We start from the raw sequence: 18179 nt of genomic DNA on the forward strand, positions 1-18179 counted from the left end.
GAGAATGGGCTGCAGACGACGGCGGCCCCGCGCCCGCGCGCCCCGCCGCCCCCGCTCCGCCGGCCCCCACCGAAAGGACCCCCGTGGCTGACCACGAGTTCGGCTTCCGCACGAAGGCCCTCCATGCGGGCGCCGTGCCGGACGCCGTGCACGGCTCCCGCGCCGTGCCGATCCACCAGACCAGCTCGTTCGTGTTCGAGTCGGCGGACGACGCGGCCAACCTCTTCGCGCTGCAGAAGTACGGCAACATCTACAGCCGCATCGGCAACCCCACGGTGGCGGCCTTCGAGGAGCGGATCGCCACGCTCGAGGGCGGCATCGGCGCGGTGGCCACCGCCTCCGGCATGGCCGCGGAGTTCATCACCTTCGCGGCCCTGTGCCAGGCGGGGGACCACATCGTGGCCTCGGCCAAGCTCTACGGCGGCACCATCACCCAGCTGGACGTGTCCCTGCGCCGGTTCGGCGTGGAGACGACGTTCGTGGACTCCACGGAGGCGGCCGACTTCGAGGCGGCGATCCGGGAGGACACCAAGGCCGTCTACACGGAGATCGTGGCCAACCCCTCCGGCGACGTCGTGGACCTGCCGGGCCTGGCCGACGTCGCGCACCGCCACGGGATCCCGCTCGTGGTGGACGCCACGCTGACGCCGCCGTACCTGATCCGGCCCATCGAGCACGGCGCCGACATCGTGATCCACTCGGCCACGAAGTTCCTCGGCGGGCACGGCACCACGCTCGGCGGCGTGGTGGTGGAGTCCGGCCGCTTCCCGTGGGACAACGGGAGGTTCCCGTCCATGACGGAGCCGGTACCCTCCTACGGCGGCGTGTCCTGGTGGGGCAACTTCGGCGAGTACGGCTTCCTCACCAAGCTGCGCTCCGAGCAGCTGCGCGACTTCGGCCCCTCCCTGGCCCCGCAGTCGGCGTTCCAGCTGATGATCGGCGTCGAGACGCTGGCCCAGCGCATGGACGCCCACCTGGCCAACGCCCAGGCCGTCGCCGAGTGGCTCGACGCCGACCCGCGCGTGTCCTGGGTGTCCTACGCGGGCCTGCCGCACCACCCGCACCACGCCCGCGCGCAGGAGCTGCTGCCCCTCGGCGTCGGCTCGGTGTTCAGCTTCGGCGTGGCCCCCGGTGAGGACGGCGACGGGCGCGCCGCCGGCGGGCGCTTCATCGGCGCGCTGCGGCTGGCCAGCCACCTGGCCAACATCGGGGACGCGAAGACCCTCGTGCTGCACCCCGCCTCCACGACCCACCAGCAGCTCACCGCGGAGCAGCTCGTGGCCGGCGGCGTGCCGGAGGACCTGATCCGCATCTCGGTGGGCATCGAGGACGTCGCGGACATCCTGTGGGACCTGGACCAGGCCCTCACCGCAGCCACGGGACGCACCCGCGAGAGCGCCCCCGCCCCCACCGACGACGCCGCCCCCGCGAAGGAGGACCCGCGATGAGCACCCCTCTGCCCGAGCGCGCCTGGACCGGCCCGTCCGCCCCCGAGCGCCTGGCGCTGCTGCGCCGCACGCGCTCCATCGCGATCGTGGGCGCCTCGGACAAGCCGGAGCGCGCGTCCTACTTCGTGGCGACCTACCTGCTGAGCTCCACCACGTTCGACGTGTACTTCGTGAACCCCGTGCTCGCGGAGGCGGGCAAGCAGATCCTGGGCCACCGCGTGTACGCCACGCTCGAGGACCTGCCCGTGGTGCCGGACCTCGTGGAGGTCTTCCGCAAGGCCGCGGACGCCCCCGGCGTGGTGGCGGACGCCCACGCGGTGGGCGCGAAGGCCGTGTGGCTGCAGCTGGGCATCTGGAACGAGGACGCCGCGGCCCTGGCCGAGTCCCACGGCATGGACGTGGTGATGGACCGCTGCGTGAAGATCGAGCATGCCCGATTCCACGGCGGCCTCAACCTGGCCGGGTTCAACACCGGCGTCATCTCCTCGAAGCGTCAGCCACTGGACCGCTGAGCCTCTGCTCCGCCGACCCTCGCAGGCGTCGACTTGGCGACCGGTCGGCGGTGCGGTGGGATGGACCCATGAGCTCCGATCTCCCCTCCTCCCCTGTCAGCGGCTGGTCCGGCCGTGTGGACGGCACCGCGCCCGAGCACCTGCGCTGGCATCAGGCGGTCCGCCCGGCCGACGACAACGCCGCCACCACCGACGACGCTCCCGGGCGCTCCACCGCGCTGGTCGGCTTCGCCTCCGACGAGGGCGTGCGCCGCAACCACGGCCGCGTCGGCGCCTCCGAGGGTCCGGCCGCGCTGCGCGCCGCCCTGTCCTCCCTTGCGGTGCTCGAGGGGACGGGCGCGCTCGTGGACGCGGGCGACGTCGTCGTGGAGATGGGCTCCGAGGACGCCCCCGGCGACCTCGAGGGCGGCCAGGAGGAGCTCGCCGGCCGGATCGCCGGGCTGCTGGACGCGCACACGCTGACGGTGGTGCTCGGAGGCGGCCACGAGACGGCCTACGCCTCCGCCACGGGCCTGGTGCGCTCGGGCCGCGTGGCCGCGGGCACCCGCGTAGGCATCCTCAACCTGGACGCGCACTTCGACCTGCGGGAGGCGCCCCGGCCGAGCTCCGGCACCCCGTTCCTCCAGGCCCTGCGCGACGCCGACGCAGCCGAGCACGAGATCGCCTACGCGATCGTGGGCATCAGCGAGGCGAACAACACCCGCGTCCTGTTCGACACGGCCCGCGAGCGCGGCGTCACCTGGCTCACGGACGAGCAGTCGCAGACCGCCGACGTCACCGGCGTCCGCCGCTTCGTGCGCGCGTTCATCGACGCCGTGGACGTCCTCTACCTGACGATCGACCTGGACGTGCTGCCGGCCGCCGTCGCGCCGGGCGTGAGCGCCCCGGCCGGCTTCGGCGTGCCGTACGAGGTGATCCACGCGTGCGCGGCCGAGGCCACGGAGTCCGGCAAGCTGGCCCTGGCCGACGTCGTGGAGCTCAACCCGTCCCTCGACGTGGACGGGCGCACCGCGAAGTCCGCGGCCCGGCTGATCCACACGATCGTCTCGCGGCACCGCCGCGGCTGACGCCGTCAGACGCGCGGGGAGGGCGGCAGGAACCGGGCCTGCTCCGCCCTCCGCCGCGCCCAGTCCAGGGCGGAGTCGGCCAGGTGGTCGTGCAGGAGGAGGATCGCCTCCCGCGCTCCGGCCGCGTCCTGACGCACGACGGCCCCGAGAGCGGGCGTGTAGAGGGACCGGCCGATCTCCACCTCGTCCTGCCGGTCCCGAGTGGTGGCCAGCCAGAAGCGGCGGGAGAGGCCCTGGAGCGGCTGGAGGGCGTCGGCCAGGTGGTCGTTGTTCGCCAGCCCGCGGATCAGCTCGTGGGAGCGGGCGAGGGCGCTCAGGTAGTCCTCGTGGTCCCGCACGTCCGCCAGGGCCCGCATGTGCTCGCCCACGGCCGCCAGCTGCCGCGCGTCGGCCCGGACGGCGGCGAGCTCCACGGCGAGGACCTCGAGGGGGCGTCGCACCTCGAGCCGGGCCAGCTGGTCGTCCAGGGAGATCGGGGGGACCCGCAGGCCGCGGCCCGTGCCCGCCTCGAGCCAGCGCTCGCGCAGCAGACGCTGGAGCGCCTCGCGCAGCGGGGTGCGGCCCGTGTCCGCGGCGGCCATGAGGGAGGCCTCGGTCAGCACGGCCCCCGGGTCGAGGTCTCCGCGCTCGATCATCGTGGCGATGCGGACGTAGGCGGAGGCGGCCATGCTCATGCTCCCAGAGTAGACATCGGGGGACCGCCCGCCGGACGGTTGATATATCCGAGGTATGCACTCTAGTGTGTGATGCGCCACATCCGCGTCCCTTCCCTGGAGGACCCATGAAGTACCGCCCGCAGCACGAGGCCAACCCCCTGCCCTTCTCCCCCTTCAAGAGCTCCACCGTGCCGCGGCCCATCGGCTGGCTGTCCTCCGTGAGCACGGACGGCATGGAGAACATCGCCCCCTACAGCCAGTGGCAGAACCTCACCTTCGACCCGCCCATGGTGATGTTCTCCGCGAACCAGTACCCGGACGGACGCCGCAAGGACACCGTCCTCAACGCGGAGCAGACCGGCTGGTTCGTGTGGAACATGGCCACCTACGACCTGCGCGAGGCCGTCAACGTCTCCGCCATGGCCCTGGAGCCGGGCGAGAGCGAGTGGGACCGCATCGCCGAGCACGGCGTCACCAAGGTCTACGCGGACAACCACCCCATCCCCATGGTCGCCGAGTCCCCCGTGCGCTTCGAGTGTCGCTACCACTCGACGCACCGCATCAAGGGCGACTCGAACGTCGGCACCATCGACGTGGTCTTCGCCCACGTGGACACCATCCACATCGACGACGACGTCATCACCGCCGACGGCCGCATCGACATCCCGCGCATCCAGCCGATCGCCCGCCTGGGCTACTTCGACTACACCGTGGTGCGGGAGACCTTCGAGATGCGGGTTCCCGGCGCCGACGGCGATGCCCAGGCCGGCCTCGAGGGGCGGTCATGAATCCCCCTCGTACGCGGGCCACCGCTCCTATGGAGAACACGCAGGCGGGCAGCAAGCGCCCCCACCGCCGCGTGAAGGACATGATCGCGGTCAACTTCGGCAACGCCCTCGAGTGGTACGACTGGAACGTCTACACGATCTTCGCCCCCGTCTTCGCAGCGCAGATCTTCCGCTCCGGCGACCCCACGTCTGACCTGCTGGCGACGCTGGCCGTCTTCGCGGTGGGCTTCGTCGCCCGCCCCGTCGGCGGCTTCCTCTTCGGCGCCTACGCGGACCGCGTGGGCCGCAAGAAGAGCCTCTTCGTCGCGATGCTCATCACGGCCGGCGGCAGCCTCATGATCGCACTGACCCCCACCTTCGAGACCGCCGGCGTCCTCGCTGCCGTCATGCTCGTGACGGCCCGCCTGGTGCAGGGCCTGGCCCACGGCGGTGAGATGGGCACCGCCGTCACATACCTCGTGGAGCGGGCTCCGGACGGTCGTCGCGCGCTGTTCGGCGCGACCTCATGGGTGTCCGTCATCCTGGGCACGATGATCGCCACCCTGGTCGGGCTGGGGATCAACGCCATGCTGACTCCGGAGCAGGTAGCGGCCTGGGGCTGGCGCCTGGCGTTTGGCCTCGGCGGCGTCTTGGGCCTCTACGCCCTCTACCTGCGTCGCAGCATCGCGGAGTCGGAGACCTTCACCCAGTCGCTGCCCCAGGTCTCGGGCGGCGGCGACACGCCTGCTGCCACGGTCCGTGAGGACGTGGACCGGACATCGCGCCGCTTCGGCGCGCGTTCCGTCTGGGCAGGGCTGGCGGTCATCTTCGCCGTGTCCGCGGGCGGGTCGCTCATGTTCTACACCTGGCTGATCTACCTGCCGACATACGCGCAGGTGAACCACGGCATGAGCCCCCAGCAGACGTTGGGCGCGTCCCTGGTGGCCCAGCTGGTGTTCCTCGCCGCGATCATCGGTGCCGGTCTGCTCGGTGACCGGGTCGGACGCAAGCCGATGGTGATCGTCTTCGGTGCGGCGTTCGTGGTGCTGCCCTTCGTGCTATTCCGTCTCCTCGACGGCGGCGTCGCGTCGTTCCTGCTGGTGCAGATCGTCGCGCTGGTCGCTATCGCCGCCCTGTTCGGCGTCAACGGCGCGGTGTGGTCCGAGGTGCTCCCGGTCCGCGTGCGAGCCAAGGGCGTCGCGGCCACGCTGTCCCTGGCGACGGCGGTGTTCGGCGGCACCGCCCCGTACGTGATCACCTGGCTCGCGCAGCGGGACCTGAGCCACGTGTTCTCCTGGTACCTCGCGGCGATCGCCGCGGTCACCCTGGCCGCGGGGCTGCTCATGCGGGAGACCCGACACGCGGATCTCACCCTCTGACGCACCACGGCGATCGTCGCCTGAGCGAGCGGGGCTGAATCGCTGGTGAAGCCGTGGGGGCAAGGTCACGTCCGCACGGCCTCACCGATCAGGCGACGACGTCCTCCTCGCCGGGCTCCCGCGGAAGCCCGTCCACCATCGCCGCCTGACGCACCCGTTCCAGGCGGTCCCGCAGGGCGAAGACCTGGGCCTCCTCGAAGAGTCCGAGGGGGCCGTCAGCGACGTCATCCGTATAGGGGGACTCGAAGAGCCGCCCGGCGTCCATCACCCCGTTGGCGGTCAGCTCCTCCACCACGTGGCCGAGGAAGCGAATTTGCGTCTGCGTGAGGGTCTGTCCCTGGTGGAAGTCGGCGACGACGCCCTGTGCGGCGCTCCGGTCCAGGCCCACCAGCTTGCGCACGAACAGGCCCAGCTGCCCCTCGGCCTCGGACTTCGCCTCCTGGAGCAGGGGGTCGTCGGCCCCGTGACGGCGGAGCAGGTCCTCCAAGGAGTCCAGGTCCAACTCGGTCAACTGTTCCCCTCGGCGCAGCTTCTGCAGGGCGAGCGTGTCCTCGTCCTGGCGCAGCGGCTCCGTGACCTTCGCCCAGAACCGTGCGACGTCCACGCCGGGCGTCACCGTCTGGATTTCCACGTGCTCCATGTCCGTGAGCGTGTCAGCGAAGTCCGTGTACACGCGGGAGCGCCGCGTCTTCTCGATGAACTGGATGAGTCCGCGCAGCTTCTTCCGGGCGTGTTCGAGCATGCCCAGGGTGACGTCCTCCCACCATTCGTCACCGGCCACCGCCTCCAGGAGCACGAGCTGTTCCCGCACCGAGGGGATCGCGTCCTTGGAGAGCAGGTTCTCGGCCAGGGACTGCACGGTGGACCGGATGCGTTCGGCCGTGCCCGCGTCGCCCGTCAGCTGTGCGAGCTGGCGGCGCACGATCAGCAGGTCGAAGCGTTTGGCGTCCACGTCCTCCCCCGGAAGCCCGGTCACCAGTCCGGCCAGGCTGCGGACCCGTTCCGCCTTCTGCCTGCTCAGCCGGGTCCAGGCGTCGTCCTGCTGGAACTCCTCGAGCTCGCGACGGTGGGGACGCACGAGCACGTTGGCGAGCGTCAGGCGGTGGACGGCGTCGCGGAGCTCGTCTGCGGCCGCCTTCCGCACCGGGTGGCCTTCCTGCGCGGCATCGTCGCCCGTCTCCGCGCCGGCGCTCCCCTCGTCGAGGGCGACGACGAGCTCGAGGCGGTCCTCGAAGAGCCGCTGGCTGAGGGACTTCTGCGTGGAGCCGGCGGACTCGGGAAGGTCTTGGTTGAAGAACTCGAGGTTCTGGCAGACGTCGAAGACGAGGAAGTCCTCCTTGTCCCTCCCCGGCCCGTACAGATCCGGGCGCAGGCGGGTGCCGCGGCCGATCATCTGCCAGAACTTGGTCTTCGAGCGCAGAAGCTTGAAGAACACAAGGTTCACCACATCGGGTACGTCCACGCCGGTGTCCAGCATGTCCACGCTGATGGCGATGTGCGGCGCCTTGCCCGGGGTTCTGAACTCGTCGATCAGGGTCTCGGCGTACCGGCTGCCGTGGGTGACGACCTGGGCGTGCGTGCCGCCGAGCTCGGGCCACTGGGCGTCGAAGCGCTCCTTGATGAAGTCCGCGTGGGCCTGGTTCTTGGCGAAGACGATGGTCTTGCCGATCCGCTCGCCGTCGGCCACCTTGTGGCCGTGCTCCATGAGCACGCCGAGGACCTGGTCCACGGTGTCCGCGTTGAAGAGGAAGCGGTTGATCTCCTCGCTGGTCACCTCCTCGGGCGCGCCCTCCTCCCCCCAGTCCAGGGCGTCCCACGCCTCCTGCTCCTCGTCTGGGAGGTCGTCGTACCGGATGCCCTCGCGGAGGAAGCCCGTGCCCACGGAGACGCCGCGCGGGGGCACCAGGTACCCGTCCGCCACGGCCTCCTCGAGGCTGTAGGCGTCCGTGGGGACGCCCGCCTCCAGTCCGAAGAGCGCGTAGGTGTTCCGGTCGATCTCGTCCTTGGGCGTGGCGGTGAGGCCGACGAGGAGGGCGTCGAAGTGGCGGAAGATCTCGCCGTACTTCGCGTAGACGGAGCGGTGTGCCTCGTCCACGATCACCAGGTCGAAGTAGCCGGGGCCGAAGCGAGCGCCCTCCCGGTTCGATTCCTGGATGAGGTTGAGCATGGTGGGGTACGTGGACGCGTAGACGCGGCCCTCGCCGTGGCGGTTCTTCAGGAGGTTGACGGTGGTCCCCTCGAAGCCGTTCTCCACGAAGGCGTTGGCAGCCTGCTTCACCAGCGTGGTGCGGTCGGCGAGGAACAGGGCCCGCTTGATCCAGCCTGCACGAGCGAGCTGGTCCACCAGGGCGACGGCGGTGCGCGTCTTCCCGGTGCCCGTGGCCATGACCAGCAGCGCGGCGCGGCGTTTGTTCTCGAACGCCTCGCCGATGGCTCGGATGGCCCGCTCCTGGTAGGGGCGGCCGGCGATCTCGGCATTGACGGGGGTCTGGGAGAGCGGCCGGCGCGCGTGGCGTCGGCGGATGAGGGTCTCGAGCTGGCTGCGCGTGTAGAAGCCACGCACCTGGCGGGGCGGGTAGCCGGCGGCGTCGTCCCAGAGGTAGTGCTCCACGCCGTTGGTGTAGAAGATCACGGGGCGGCGCCCGAACCGGGATTGGAGGGCGTCAGCGTAGCGTGCGGCCTGGTCCTGGCCGAGCTGCACGCTGGCCGTGGTCCGTTTCGCCTCGACCACGGCGAGGGGGAGGCCGTCGGCGCCCCACAGCACGTAGTCCACGTACCCGTCCCCGGTGGGGGTGGGCATGCCGGTGACGGGGAACTCGCGGTCCCGGGGTTCCGTGAGCGGCCAGCCGGCCTCGTTCAGGAGGTGATCGATGAACAGGTCCCGGGTCTGGTTCTCGGTGTAGTCACGGGGATCGACGACGGCGGCGGCCTGCGTGGCCTTCGCCTGCGCGAGAGCCTCACGGGCGGCGGCGAGCTCGGCCTCCAGATCCTGGCGCGCCTGCTCCGAGGCGGCCAGTGCCGCCGCGGCCTCGGCGTCCTTCTGCTCGAACAGGGCGTTGAGCCGGACCACCTCATCCAGCGAGAGGGGGGCCGCCTGGGGCGCGAGCGAGGGATCGAAGCGGGCCTGCATGTCCAGCGAGGCCGCCGCGGTGGAGTGCCGGAAGGCGGCCCACAGGAGCACGTGGTGGAGCTCCTCCAGCACGAAGGCGGCCGTGCGCGGGTCGACCTCCTTGAGCTGGTGCACGGCATCGTTGCCGCGCTGCCGGATCACGTTCAGCTTGCTCACGATCCGCGGCTCCGCCTCGCGCAGGAAGGCGTCCGCATTGATCCGGGCCGCGAGGTCGGCCTTGTACGGCTCGGGGAGGCCGCGGAGCCGGTAGATGCCCTCGACCGCCAGTTCTGCGGTGCGCCGGGCATAGAAGCAGGCCGAACGGGGATCCGTGTGCAGGTAGGACTCGGCGCGCGAGGCGTTCTCGAAGACCTTCGGCCATACCGCGGCCAGGAAGTCGAAGTTACTGCTCATGGCCGTGGCCCCTTCCCGTTCGTACGCCGCGTCATCTCAGGCGGTGCTCAGCTTCTCAGAGTTCGCCCTGGAAGGCACGGGACTGGAGGGAGGCGAAGAGGCCCCGAGCACGATGTTGCCGAGCTGACCGCCGTACTCGCAGTTCTTCGACCTGCTCACAAAAACGCCGAAATTCACTTTGCTTCTCCGTCGAGATGATCGGTATTCGCAACCCGCGGATTGCATCGAAATTCAGCCCATCTTTTGTCTGACCTCGATTCGCACCCCGCATTTGACGCACGCCTTCGGGAGACTCCAGAAACGCTGCGAGGAAGTGCGGGTCAAGTGACCGCGTGCGCAATATCGCCAGGTGCTGACTAATATACCCATCAATGAGTTCATCCCGAACGATCCCAGCTCGTCCGAGATCCGCCGTGATGCTTAGCAAGACATCATCCCGCTGAACGCGAACCCGCCTCTCTTCAGCCCCCTCCGGAGGGGTCACTCGAGCCAATCCATCAAGCTCAATCCGCCCCCTGCCGACATTCTGAATACGAATGAAAGGAAATCCATCTGGCGTCGTGAATTTCCCCCACCCGCGCGGACCACTAGTAAGGAATTCCAGCTGATCACCCAGGGCAACGGTGGCAGTCGAGTTGCCGATCAGTGTCCCAAGAGCGGAATCCAGGACGGCACCCTCCGCAACCGCCGACTTGCCCATAGAAGCGATGACCCTCTTGGCAACGTCAAGAATCGCGGCAATGCGGCGTTGCTCTTCGAGCGACGGGAGGGGCACTCCGACTTTCTTGAGTTCAACCGCACTGATCCGTGGCAAGTTAGCCCCAGTCGCCCGCGAGGCGACGTGATTGATCACGTCCGGCTGACTCAAGAAGTGAAGAACGAATTCAGGGGACGCTACGTCCTCATTGACGCGCAGAGGAAGGATGTCCGTACTGCAGAGGCCACTGAACTTGGGGCGGGCGATCTTCCCCAGGTTGGGGCGGAGCTTTCCATACAAGATCTGACCGGCATCGAATCGAAACTTGTTGCTTCTCGGTCCAGCCTCACCGACTGTCATGCCGCCGAGAATGCGACCGCCTCGTTCAATGTGTTCCAATCCAAGATACCGCTCCTCGGCCTGCATGTCCGCCGGGGAGACGGTCCTTCGAACCACCTCCGCCACCTCCCCCAGCGCCACCGTCGTCCAGCCGGGCTTCACTGCAGCATCTCCTTGAGCTCAGCCAGACCCGCGCGGATCTCGTCGTCGAGCTGCTCCAGTTCCGCGATGATCTCCAGCGGGTCCCGGTGCTCTACCTCCTCGACCTCGATCTCTTTGTACCGGTTCAGGGAGAGGTCGTAGCTGTTGTCCACGATCTCCTGCTTGGGCACCAGGAAGGACTGCTCCGTGCGAGCAAGGCCGACCTCCTCCGCGCGGTTCTGCCACCGCTGGAGCACGTCCGACAGGTCGTTCTCCCCCACCGGATTCCGCTTGTCGTCCAGAGAGAACCCGTCCGCACGGACGTCGTAGAACCACACGTCTTCCGTGCCCCCGGTGCCCGTCTTCGTGAAGAAGAGCACCGCCGTCGAGACCCCCGCATACGGCTTGAACACACCGGAGGGGAGCTTCACCACCGCCTCCAGCAGGTGCTCCTCCACCAGGAGCCGCCGGATCTCCTTGTGCGCCTTGGTGGAGCCGAAGAGCACGCCGTCCGGCACGATCACCGCCGCCCGGCCACCGGGCTTGAGCAGCCGCAGGAACAGGGCCATGAACAGCAGCTCGGTCTTCTTGGTCTTCACCACACGCTGAAGGTCCGCCGCCGTGGAGTCATAGTCCAGAGAGCCCGTGAACGGCGGATTCGCCAGGATCAGCGTGTACTTCTCCGAATCCCCCGCCGCGCCTTCGGACAGCGAGTCCCGGTAGCGAATGTCCGGGGACTCGACGCCGTGCAGGAGCATGTTCATGGAGCCGATCCGCAGCATCGTGGAGTCGAAGTCGTAGCCGTGGAACATGGAGCGGTGGAAGTGCTCCCGCTGCTGCGCGTCCACCAGCGCCTGTGGGTGCTCCTCCCGGATGAACTCGGAGGCCGCCACCAGGAAGCCCGCGGTGCCGCACGCCGGATCGCAGATCTCATCCGCCGGCGTCGGCGCCGTCATCCGCACCATCAGGTCGATGATGTGCCGCGGGGTGCGGAACTGGCCGTTCACACCGGACGAAGCCAGCTTGGAGAGCAGGTACTCGTAGAGGTCCCCGTTCGTGTCCCGGTCCGCCATGGGGAGCTGGTCCACCAGGTCCACCACCGTGGCCAGCAGGCCCGCGTTGGGGATGGTGAAGCGGGCGTCCTTCATGTGCGCCGAGTACGTGGAATCCTCCCCTCCCACCTGACGGCCGTACTCCCGCAGGAATGGGAACACCGCGTCGGACACCGTGAGGTACATGGTGTCCGGGTCCAGCTCCCTGAAGCGAGACCAGCGTAGGTGATCCTGCTCCGGGGTGAACTTCGGGTCCTCGATGGGCCGCTTCATGAACGCGGCGCGCTTCTCCTGGGCCGTGTGCAGCTCATCGAGGCGCCGCAGAAACAGCAGGTAGGTCATCTGCTCGATGACCTCCAGGGGATTCGAGATGCCGCCCGTCCAGAACGTGTTCCAGACGCGGTCCACCTTGGTCTTGAGGTCTCCGGTGATCACCCGGACAGCGTAGGCCACCGGGGTTCCGCGACAATCCGCGGTGTGTGAGAATCGCACACATGGCTCTCACCACCGCTCAGGCCCTCGGATCACGTCTGCGTGCCGCACGAGAGCGCCGCGGACTCTCGCAACAGGCGCTGGCGGACGCCGTCGGACTCGACCGGACCATGGTCAATCGGATCGAGGGCGGCCAGCGCAAGGTCACCGCCCTCGAGCTGGCGGCGATCGCGGACGCGTTACAGGCCCGGATGCAGTCGTTCTTCACGGACCCTGCCCCGTCGATCGTCTCCCATCGCTCCGCCCAAGGGTTGGACGCCACCGAGTCCGCCGTGGACCACCTGCTGACCGAGTTGGCTGCCGCCGTTGAGTTCCTGCACGGCCTGCGTCCCATCCAGGGCCTCGCCACGCGGGAGCCGTGGGAGCCTCCCACGTCTACGGAGGCCGTGGAGGGCATGGCCGCCCGCGCCCGCGCGGAGGCGGGATACGGCCCGGATGAGCCGGCCAAGAATCTCCAGGATCACCTGGCCACCGCGGGTCTGCTCGTGTTCTCGCAGGACTTCGGAGCTGACGCCGCCGATGCGGGGTCCGTCCTTCTGGAAGAAGGCGGGGTGGCCATCGTGAATTCCGCGCCGAAAGTCGGACGGCGCCGCCTTTCCGCCGTCCACGAATTCGGGCACTACCTCCTCGCGGACGAGTACACCGTGGACTGGCGCACCGCCCACACCGGCCCGGACATCGAGGGGCGCATCGATCGGTTCGCTCGAGCCTTCCTCCTGCCGGCCACCGCCATGGCGTCAGTCTGGCCGCGTGCCGTGACCGCGAACGGCACCCGCACGGCCGCTGTGACGATTGCGGGGTCCTACCTCGTCGACATGTCGACTCTGGCGCGCCGGCTTCAGGACCTCGACCTCGTGGACGCCTCGACGGCGAATGACATCCGCGCCGTGCAGACCACGCAGACGGACATCGTCACGCATGACCTCTACCCCTCCCATGAGCTGGAGGGCCTCACACAGCCCCGGACCTACCAGAAACACGTCCTGGCACTCTTCGAGGCCGAGAGGATCTCGCGCGACCGTGCGCTCGGACTCCTCGGCGGCACTTTCACAGATGCGGACCTCCCCGAGCTTCCCCCGCGCCAGGAGCAGGAGATCTGGGAGTACGTCTCGTGACGGAAGGCCCGGTGACCCACGTGTTCGACACGGGGCCACTGCGTCATTTCACCCTGAACGGGTGGCTCGGCGTGCTCAAGTTCTTGACCGGCGGGTGCATCGTGATCCCGGAGAGCGTGGAGCGGGAGATCAAGGACCAACAGCATCAGCATGCTGCGCTCCGCCAGATCCTCGACGCCGACTGGATCACGGTGGACCGCAGCGACGACCTGGAATACCTGGCCGCGTTCGCCCGGTACGAGGAGCACCTCGTGGACGGCGGAAGGAATCGGGGCGAATGCGGGGTCCTCGCGCTCGGCCGAACACGTGGACATCGCATCGTGATCGACGACAACGTGCCCCGCGTGTTGGCCAAGAACGAGAAGCTTGACTGCACGGGCACCCTCGGGCTCCTTTGCGAGGCGATCCGTGCGGACAAGCTGACCGTCTCCCTGGTCGAGAGCCTCGCCGACGATCTCATGGCGAGTGAGTACCGACTCCCCTTCGGTCCAGGCGGGTTCCGGCAGTGGGCTGCCGAGAACGGGCTGCTCACGTGATGACGCGCTAGCCCACTTTCCCACCCCCTGTTGTGCTCACGACTCGCCGCGCGCCCGAATGGCAGACGGCGAGTCGTGAGCACAACGCGAGAGACGGGGCTTTCTGCCCCCTCAGTGCCCCTCGGCCTCGGCGCCCCGCGCGCCGGCGGAGAGGTCCTCGGCGCGCTCATCCACCGGGTCCTCGGCATCGGCGAGCGCCTCCGCCACGGCGGCCAGCACGGACCCGTCGCGCAGGGCCTGCTCGGCGGCGGCCAGCTGGGGGGCCATGTACTGGTCCGGGCCGGGGCCGGGGACGCCGGCCGCGCGGATCACGCGGACGGCGGCGCCGGTCGCGGCGGAGGGCTGCAGCGGGGCGCGCAGCTCGATCGCGCGGGCGGCGGCCACGAGCTCGACGGCGAGCACGCGGCGGAAGTTCTCCACGGCCGAGCGCAGCTTGCGGGCGGCGTGCCAGCCCATGGAGACGTGGTCCTCCTGCATCGCGGAGGACGGGATGGAGTCCACGGACGCGGGCACGGCCAGGCGCTTCATGTCCGAGACGAGCCCGGCCTGCGTGTACTGGGCGATCATCATGCCGGAGTCCACGCCCGGGTCGTCCACGAGGAACGCGGGCAGCCCGTGCGAGCGGGCCGGGTCCAGCATGCGGTCGGTGCGGCGCTCGGACATGCTGGCGACGTCGGCCACCGGGATGGCCAGGAAGTCCAGCACGTACGCCACGGGCGCCCCGTGGAAGTTGCCGTTCGAGCTCACCCGGCCGTCGTCGAGCACCACCGGGTTGTCCACGGTCGCGGCGAGCTCGCGCTCGGCCACGGTGCGCACGTACGCGAGGGTGTCGCGCAGGCCGCCGGCCACCTGCGGGGCGCAGCGCAGCGAGTAGGCGTCCTGCACGCGGGAGTCGCCCTCCTTGTGGCTGGCCACGATCGGCGAGCCCGCCAGGATCTTCAGCATCCGGTCGGCGGAGGTCGCCTGGCCCGGGTGGGGGCGCAGCGGCAGGTGCAGCTCCGGCACGAATACGCGGTCGGTGCCGAGCAGCGCCTCCACGGACATCGCGGCGGTGAGGTCCACGGTGTCGGCGAGCTCCTCGAGGTCGGCCAGCGCCATGATCAGCATGCCGAGCATGCCCTCAGTGCCGTTGACGAGGGCCAGGCCCTCCTTCTCCCGCAGCTCGACCGGCTCGATCCCGGCCTCGGCGAGCGCCTCGCCGGCCGGACGCAGCGCGCCGTCCGTCCCGACGACGTCGCCCTCGCCCATCAGCGCCAGGGCCACGTGGGAGAGCGGGGCGAGGTCGCCGGAACAGCCCAGCGAGCCGAACTCGCGCACGGCCGGGGTGATGCCCGCGTTGAGCATGGCCACGAAGGTCTCGACCACCACGGGGCGCACGCCCGTGCGGCCGGAGGCCAGCGTGGTGGCGCGCAGGAACATCAGCGCGCGGACGACCTCGCGCTCCACCACGGGGCCCATGCCGGCGGCGTGGGAGCGGATCAGCGACTTCTGCAGCTGCGCGCGGGACTCGAGCGGGATGTGCTTGTCCGCGAGCGCGCCGAAGCCGGTGGACACGCCGTAGGTGGGCGTCTCGGCCTCGGCCAGTGCCTCGACGTGGCGGCGCACCGCGCCGACGGTCTCGAGCACGTCGTCGGCGAGCACCACGCGGGCGTCGTGGCGGGCCACGGCGACGACGTCGTCCAGGGTGGCCCCGGACGTGCCGAGCGTGACGGTGACGGGAGGGGTGGTCATGGTGATGCGTTCTCCTTGCTGTCGGTCGATCAGACGGCCCGGCGGCCGGCACGCCAGACCGCGTGGGTCAGCGGCATGCCGGGGCGGTAGGCCAGGTGGATGGCGGCGGGGGCGTCGAGCACGTGCAGGTCGGCGCGCTTGCCGACCTCCAGGCTGCCGACGCGGTCCTGCGTCCGCAGGCCGAGGGCCCCGCCGAGGGTGGCGGCGCGCACGGCCTCGGCGAGGGTCAGGTGCATCTGCAGCACGGCGGTGCCCACGTTGAAGTTCATGGACGTGGTGTAGCTGGTGCCCGGGTTGCAGTTCGAGGCCAGGGAGACCTCGATGCCGGCGTCGAGCAGGCGACGCGCGGGCGCCAGCGGGGCGCGGGTGGACAGGTCGCACGCGGGCAGGCAGCCGGCCACGGTGCCGGGCGTGCCGGTGGCCGAGGCGCGGTCCCAGCCGGTCCAGGTGCCGGCCAGGGCCTCGACGTCCGTGTCGGAGAGGTGGTTGACGTGGTCCACGGAGGCGGCGCCGAACTCCACGGCCACGCCCACGCCCGGGCCCTGCTCGATCTGGTTCCCGTGCAGGCGCACGCCCAGGCCCGCCGCCACGCCGGCGGCGAGCACGCGGCGGGTCTGCTCGGCGTCGAAGGCGCCGGTGTCGCAGAACACGTCCACCCAGCCCGCGTGCTCGCGCACGGCCTCGAGCATCGGCCCGACGACGTCGTCGAGGTAGTCCTCCGCGTCCCGGCCCGGGGGCACGAGGTGGGCGCCGAGGAAGGTCACCTCGTCCACGAGGCCCTCCTCGCGCAGCCCGGCCAGCAGGCGCGCGTGGCGCGCCTCCTCCTCCACGGTGAGCCCGTAGCCGGTCTTGGTCTCGAGGTAGGTGGTGCCGCCGGCCACCGCGTCGGCCACCCGGCCGCGGACCAGCTCGGCCAGGCGGTCGTCCGAGGCGGCGCGGGTGGCGGAGGTGGTCACGCCGATGCCGCCGGCCGCGTAGGACTCGCCGGCCATGCGGGCCTCGAACTCGGCGGAGCGGTCCCCGTCGAACACGAGGTGCGTGTGGGAGTCCACCCAGCCGGGCAGCACGGCACGGCCCTCGACGGACACCCGGTCGTCCGCGTCCGGGGCGTCCGCGGCGGGGCCGATCCAGGCGATGCGCTCGTCCTCGACGACGACGGCCGCGTCCGTGAGCACCCGCCCTTCGGGGTCGACGGTGGTCAGCTCGGCGATGTCGGTGATGAGCGTGGAGCGCATGGGGGCCTCTCTGCGGGACGGACGGGGGTGGGGCGGTGGGGTGGTCCTCAGGTGAGCGCGGCCACCAGGTGGGCCAGCGGCGTGGCCAGCACGATGGTGAGCGCCACGCGCTCGACCCAGATCACCAGGAGGTGCCACATCTTCACGGGGATGTCCGTGGCCAGGATGGCAGGAACCACCGCGGAGAAGAAGATGATCGCGGAGACGCAGACGACGCCGATCACGAACCGGGCGACGAGGTCCTCGTGACCGGCCGCCATCGTGGCCGGGATGAACATCTCGGCGATCGAGGTGGCGGAGGCCGAGGCCAGCAGGCCGGGGTCGGAGTAGCCGAGCGCCCAGAACAGCGGGTAGAAGATCACGCCGATCCACTCGAACACGGGCGTGTAGGTGGCCAGGACCAGGGCGATCAGGCCCACGGACATGATGGAGGGCAGGATCTGGAGCACCATCACGAGGCCGTCCCGGAAGTTGACCCAGATGTTCTTCGGCAGGGACGGGGCCTCGGCGAGGGTCTGCTCGGCGGCGCGCAGGGCCACGCGGAAGCGGTCCCGGGTGACCGCCTGCTCGGGCGAGTGCACCGCGCCGGGGTACACCTCGTCCGGGATGCGGCTCAGCGGCGGGATGCGCACCGTGATGGCGGTGACCGTGAACGTCACCGCGAGGGTGCCGAAGAAGTACCAGAGCCAGATGTCCATCAGGCCCAGCGTCTTGGCCACGATCACCATGAAGGTGGCGGACACCGTGGAGAAGCCGGCGGCGATGATCGCCGCCTCGCGGGCCGTGTAACGGCCGCTGGTGTACATGCGGTTGGTGAGCAGCAGGCCCAGGGCGTAGGAGCCCACGAAGGAGGCGACGGCGTCGACGGCGGCGCGGCCGGGCACGCGCCAGATCGGCCGCATGGCCGGGCGCAGGTAGACGCCCACGAACTCCATGATGCCGTAGCCGATCACGAGGGCCAGGAAGACGCCGCCGATGGGCACGATCAGGCCCACGGGCACCACGAGCTTGTCCATCAGGAAGGGGCCGATGCTCTTGTCCAGGATCCAGCTCGGGCCCACGCCGAACACGACCATCGCCGAGGCGACCAGGCCGAGCACGGCGAGGAGGGCGAAGACCGTCCGCGTGGTGCTGGTCCGCCAGCGGCCCGAGGCGAACGGGTACACGGCGCCGGCGGCGATGATGGCCAGGCCCACCCAGCGGTCGGCCGGGCCGAGCAGCCCGCGCACCCAGGTCACCAGGTGGTCCAGGGGGATGGTGCTCGCCCCGTTGATCGTGATGGGCACGAAGAACATGACGATGCCGATCGCCGAGTAGACGATCATGCGCCAGCGCGCCGGCGGGCGGGGCGCGTCGGCCTCGATCGCGGCCATCGCGGTGGTGTCGGTGTGCAGCTCGTGGTCTGCGGGGCGGGACGAGTCCATCGTGGTGTCCTTTCGATCGCGAGCCGGACGGGCGGGCGCCCGTCCGGCTCGCGGCGGTGAAGTCG

General features: G+C 70.2%; 14 protein-coding genes. 7 read left to right on the plus strand and 7 right to left on the minus strand.

Annotated features, from left to right (window positions below):
• Positions 1–83 precede the first annotated feature (83 nt).
• The 3 genes from BJ976_RS09965 to hutG all read left to right on the plus strand — a co-directional run bounded on the left by BJ976_RS09965 (position 84) and on the right by hutG (position 3027).
• On the plus strand, positions 84–1448 hold the full coding sequence (locus BJ976_RS09965) for an O-acetylhomoserine aminocarboxypropyltransferase/cysteine synthase family protein (protein WP_135030202.1): 1365 nt from the start codon (positions 84–86) through the stop codon (positions 1446–1448).
• On the plus strand, positions 1445–1960 hold the full coding sequence (locus BJ976_RS09970; RefSeq protein WP_135030201.1) for a CoA-binding protein: 516 nt from the start codon (positions 1445–1447) through the stop codon (positions 1958–1960). Before BJ976_RS09965 ends, BJ976_RS09970 begins: the two co-directional genes overlap by 4 nt.
• Before the next feature lie 68 nt (positions 1961–2028).
• Positions 2029–3027, plus strand: a complete 999-nt coding sequence (gene hutG / locus BJ976_RS09975; RefSeq protein WP_135030200.1) for a formimidoylglutamase — start codon at positions 2029–2031, stop codon at positions 3025–3027.
• A 5-nt stretch (positions 3028–3032) separates the two neighbouring features.
• Here hutG and BJ976_RS09980 read toward each other — a convergent pair whose 3' ends face one another.
• Complete coding sequence (locus BJ976_RS09980) at positions 3033–3701, minus strand: GntR family transcriptional regulator (protein WP_135030199.1); 669 nt, start codon at positions 3699–3701, stop codon at positions 3033–3035.
• Between the two features lie 107 nt (positions 3702–3808).
• Between BJ976_RS09980 and BJ976_RS09985 the strand changes: the two genes are divergently transcribed.
• Together BJ976_RS09985 and BJ976_RS09990 are read left to right on the plus strand one after the other, a co-directional pair.
• Positions 3809–4471, plus strand: a complete 663-nt coding sequence (locus BJ976_RS09985) for a flavin reductase family protein (RefSeq protein ID WP_135030198.1) — start codon at positions 3809–3811, stop codon at positions 4469–4471.
• Between the two features lie 29 nt (positions 4472–4500).
• A complete protein-coding gene (locus tag BJ976_RS09990; RefSeq protein WP_135030197.1) occupies positions 4501–5829 on the plus strand; it encodes an MFS transporter in 1329 nt (442 codons plus the stop codon).
• An 88-nt stretch (positions 5830–5917) separates the two neighbouring features.
• On the opposite strand, the gene BJ976_RS09995 is transcribed toward BJ976_RS09990, so the two are convergent.
• Genes BJ976_RS09995 through BJ976_RS10005 form a run of 3 tightly spaced genes read right to left on the minus strand, consistent with a single transcriptional unit; the run spans position 5918 to position 12016 of the window.
• Positions 5918–9352: a DEAD/DEAH box helicase family protein gene (locus BJ976_RS09995; RefSeq protein WP_135030196.1), complete on the minus strand. Its 3435-nt coding sequence runs from the start codon at positions 9350–9352 to the stop codon at positions 5918–5920.
• 55 nt (positions 9353–9407) lie between these two features.
• Entirely contained in the window at positions 9408–10550 is a 1143-nt protein-coding gene (locus tag BJ976_RS10000; RefSeq protein ID WP_167736942.1) for a restriction endonuclease subunit S, read from the minus strand.
• A complete protein-coding gene (locus BJ976_RS10005; protein WP_184231859.1) occupies positions 10547–12016 on the minus strand; it encodes a type I restriction-modification system subunit M in 1470 nt (489 codons plus the stop codon). The genes BJ976_RS10000 and BJ976_RS10005 overlap by 4 nt, the downstream gene beginning before the upstream one ends.
• 59 nt (positions 12017–12075) lie before the next feature.
• Here BJ976_RS10005 and BJ976_RS10010 point away from each other — a divergent pair, with 59 nt between their 5' ends.
• Both BJ976_RS10010 and BJ976_RS10015 read left to right on the plus strand, forming a co-directional pair.
• A complete protein-coding gene (locus BJ976_RS10010) occupies positions 12076–13188 on the plus strand; it encodes a helix-turn-helix domain-containing protein (RefSeq protein ID WP_135030193.1) in 1113 nt (370 codons plus the stop codon).
• 11 nt (positions 13189–13199) lie between these two features.
• Positions 13200–13724 carry a PIN domain-containing protein gene (locus BJ976_RS10015; RefSeq protein WP_229667464.1) on the plus strand — a complete coding sequence of 175 codons (525 nt, stop codon included), beginning with the start codon at positions 13200–13202 and terminating at the stop codon, positions 13722–13724.
• A 111-nt stretch (positions 13725–13835) separates the two neighbouring features.
• On the opposite strand, the gene hutH is transcribed toward BJ976_RS10015, so the two are convergent.
• Genes hutH through BJ976_RS10030 form a run of 3 tightly spaced genes read right to left on the minus strand, consistent with a single transcriptional unit; the run spans position 13836 to position 18114 of the window.
• A complete protein-coding gene (gene hutH, locus BJ976_RS10020) occupies positions 13836–15455 on the minus strand; it encodes a histidine ammonia-lyase (RefSeq protein ID WP_135030192.1) in 1620 nt (539 codons plus the stop codon).
• 29 nt (positions 15456–15484) lie between these two features.
• On the minus strand, positions 15485–16690 hold the full coding sequence (gene hutI, locus BJ976_RS10025) for an imidazolonepropionase (RefSeq protein WP_135030191.1): 1206 nt from the start codon (positions 16688–16690) through the stop codon (positions 15485–15487).
• Positions 16691–16737: 47 nt separating this feature from the next.
• A complete protein-coding gene (locus BJ976_RS10030; RefSeq protein WP_135030190.1) occupies positions 16738–18114 on the minus strand; it encodes a YjiH family protein in 1377 nt (458 codons plus the stop codon).
• Positions 18115–18179 lie beyond the last annotated feature (65 nt).

The organism is Micrococcus flavus (assembly GCF_014204815.1).
Taxonomy (GTDB): Bacteria; Actinomycetota; Actinomycetes; order Actinomycetales; family Micrococcaceae; genus Micrococcus; species Micrococcus flavus.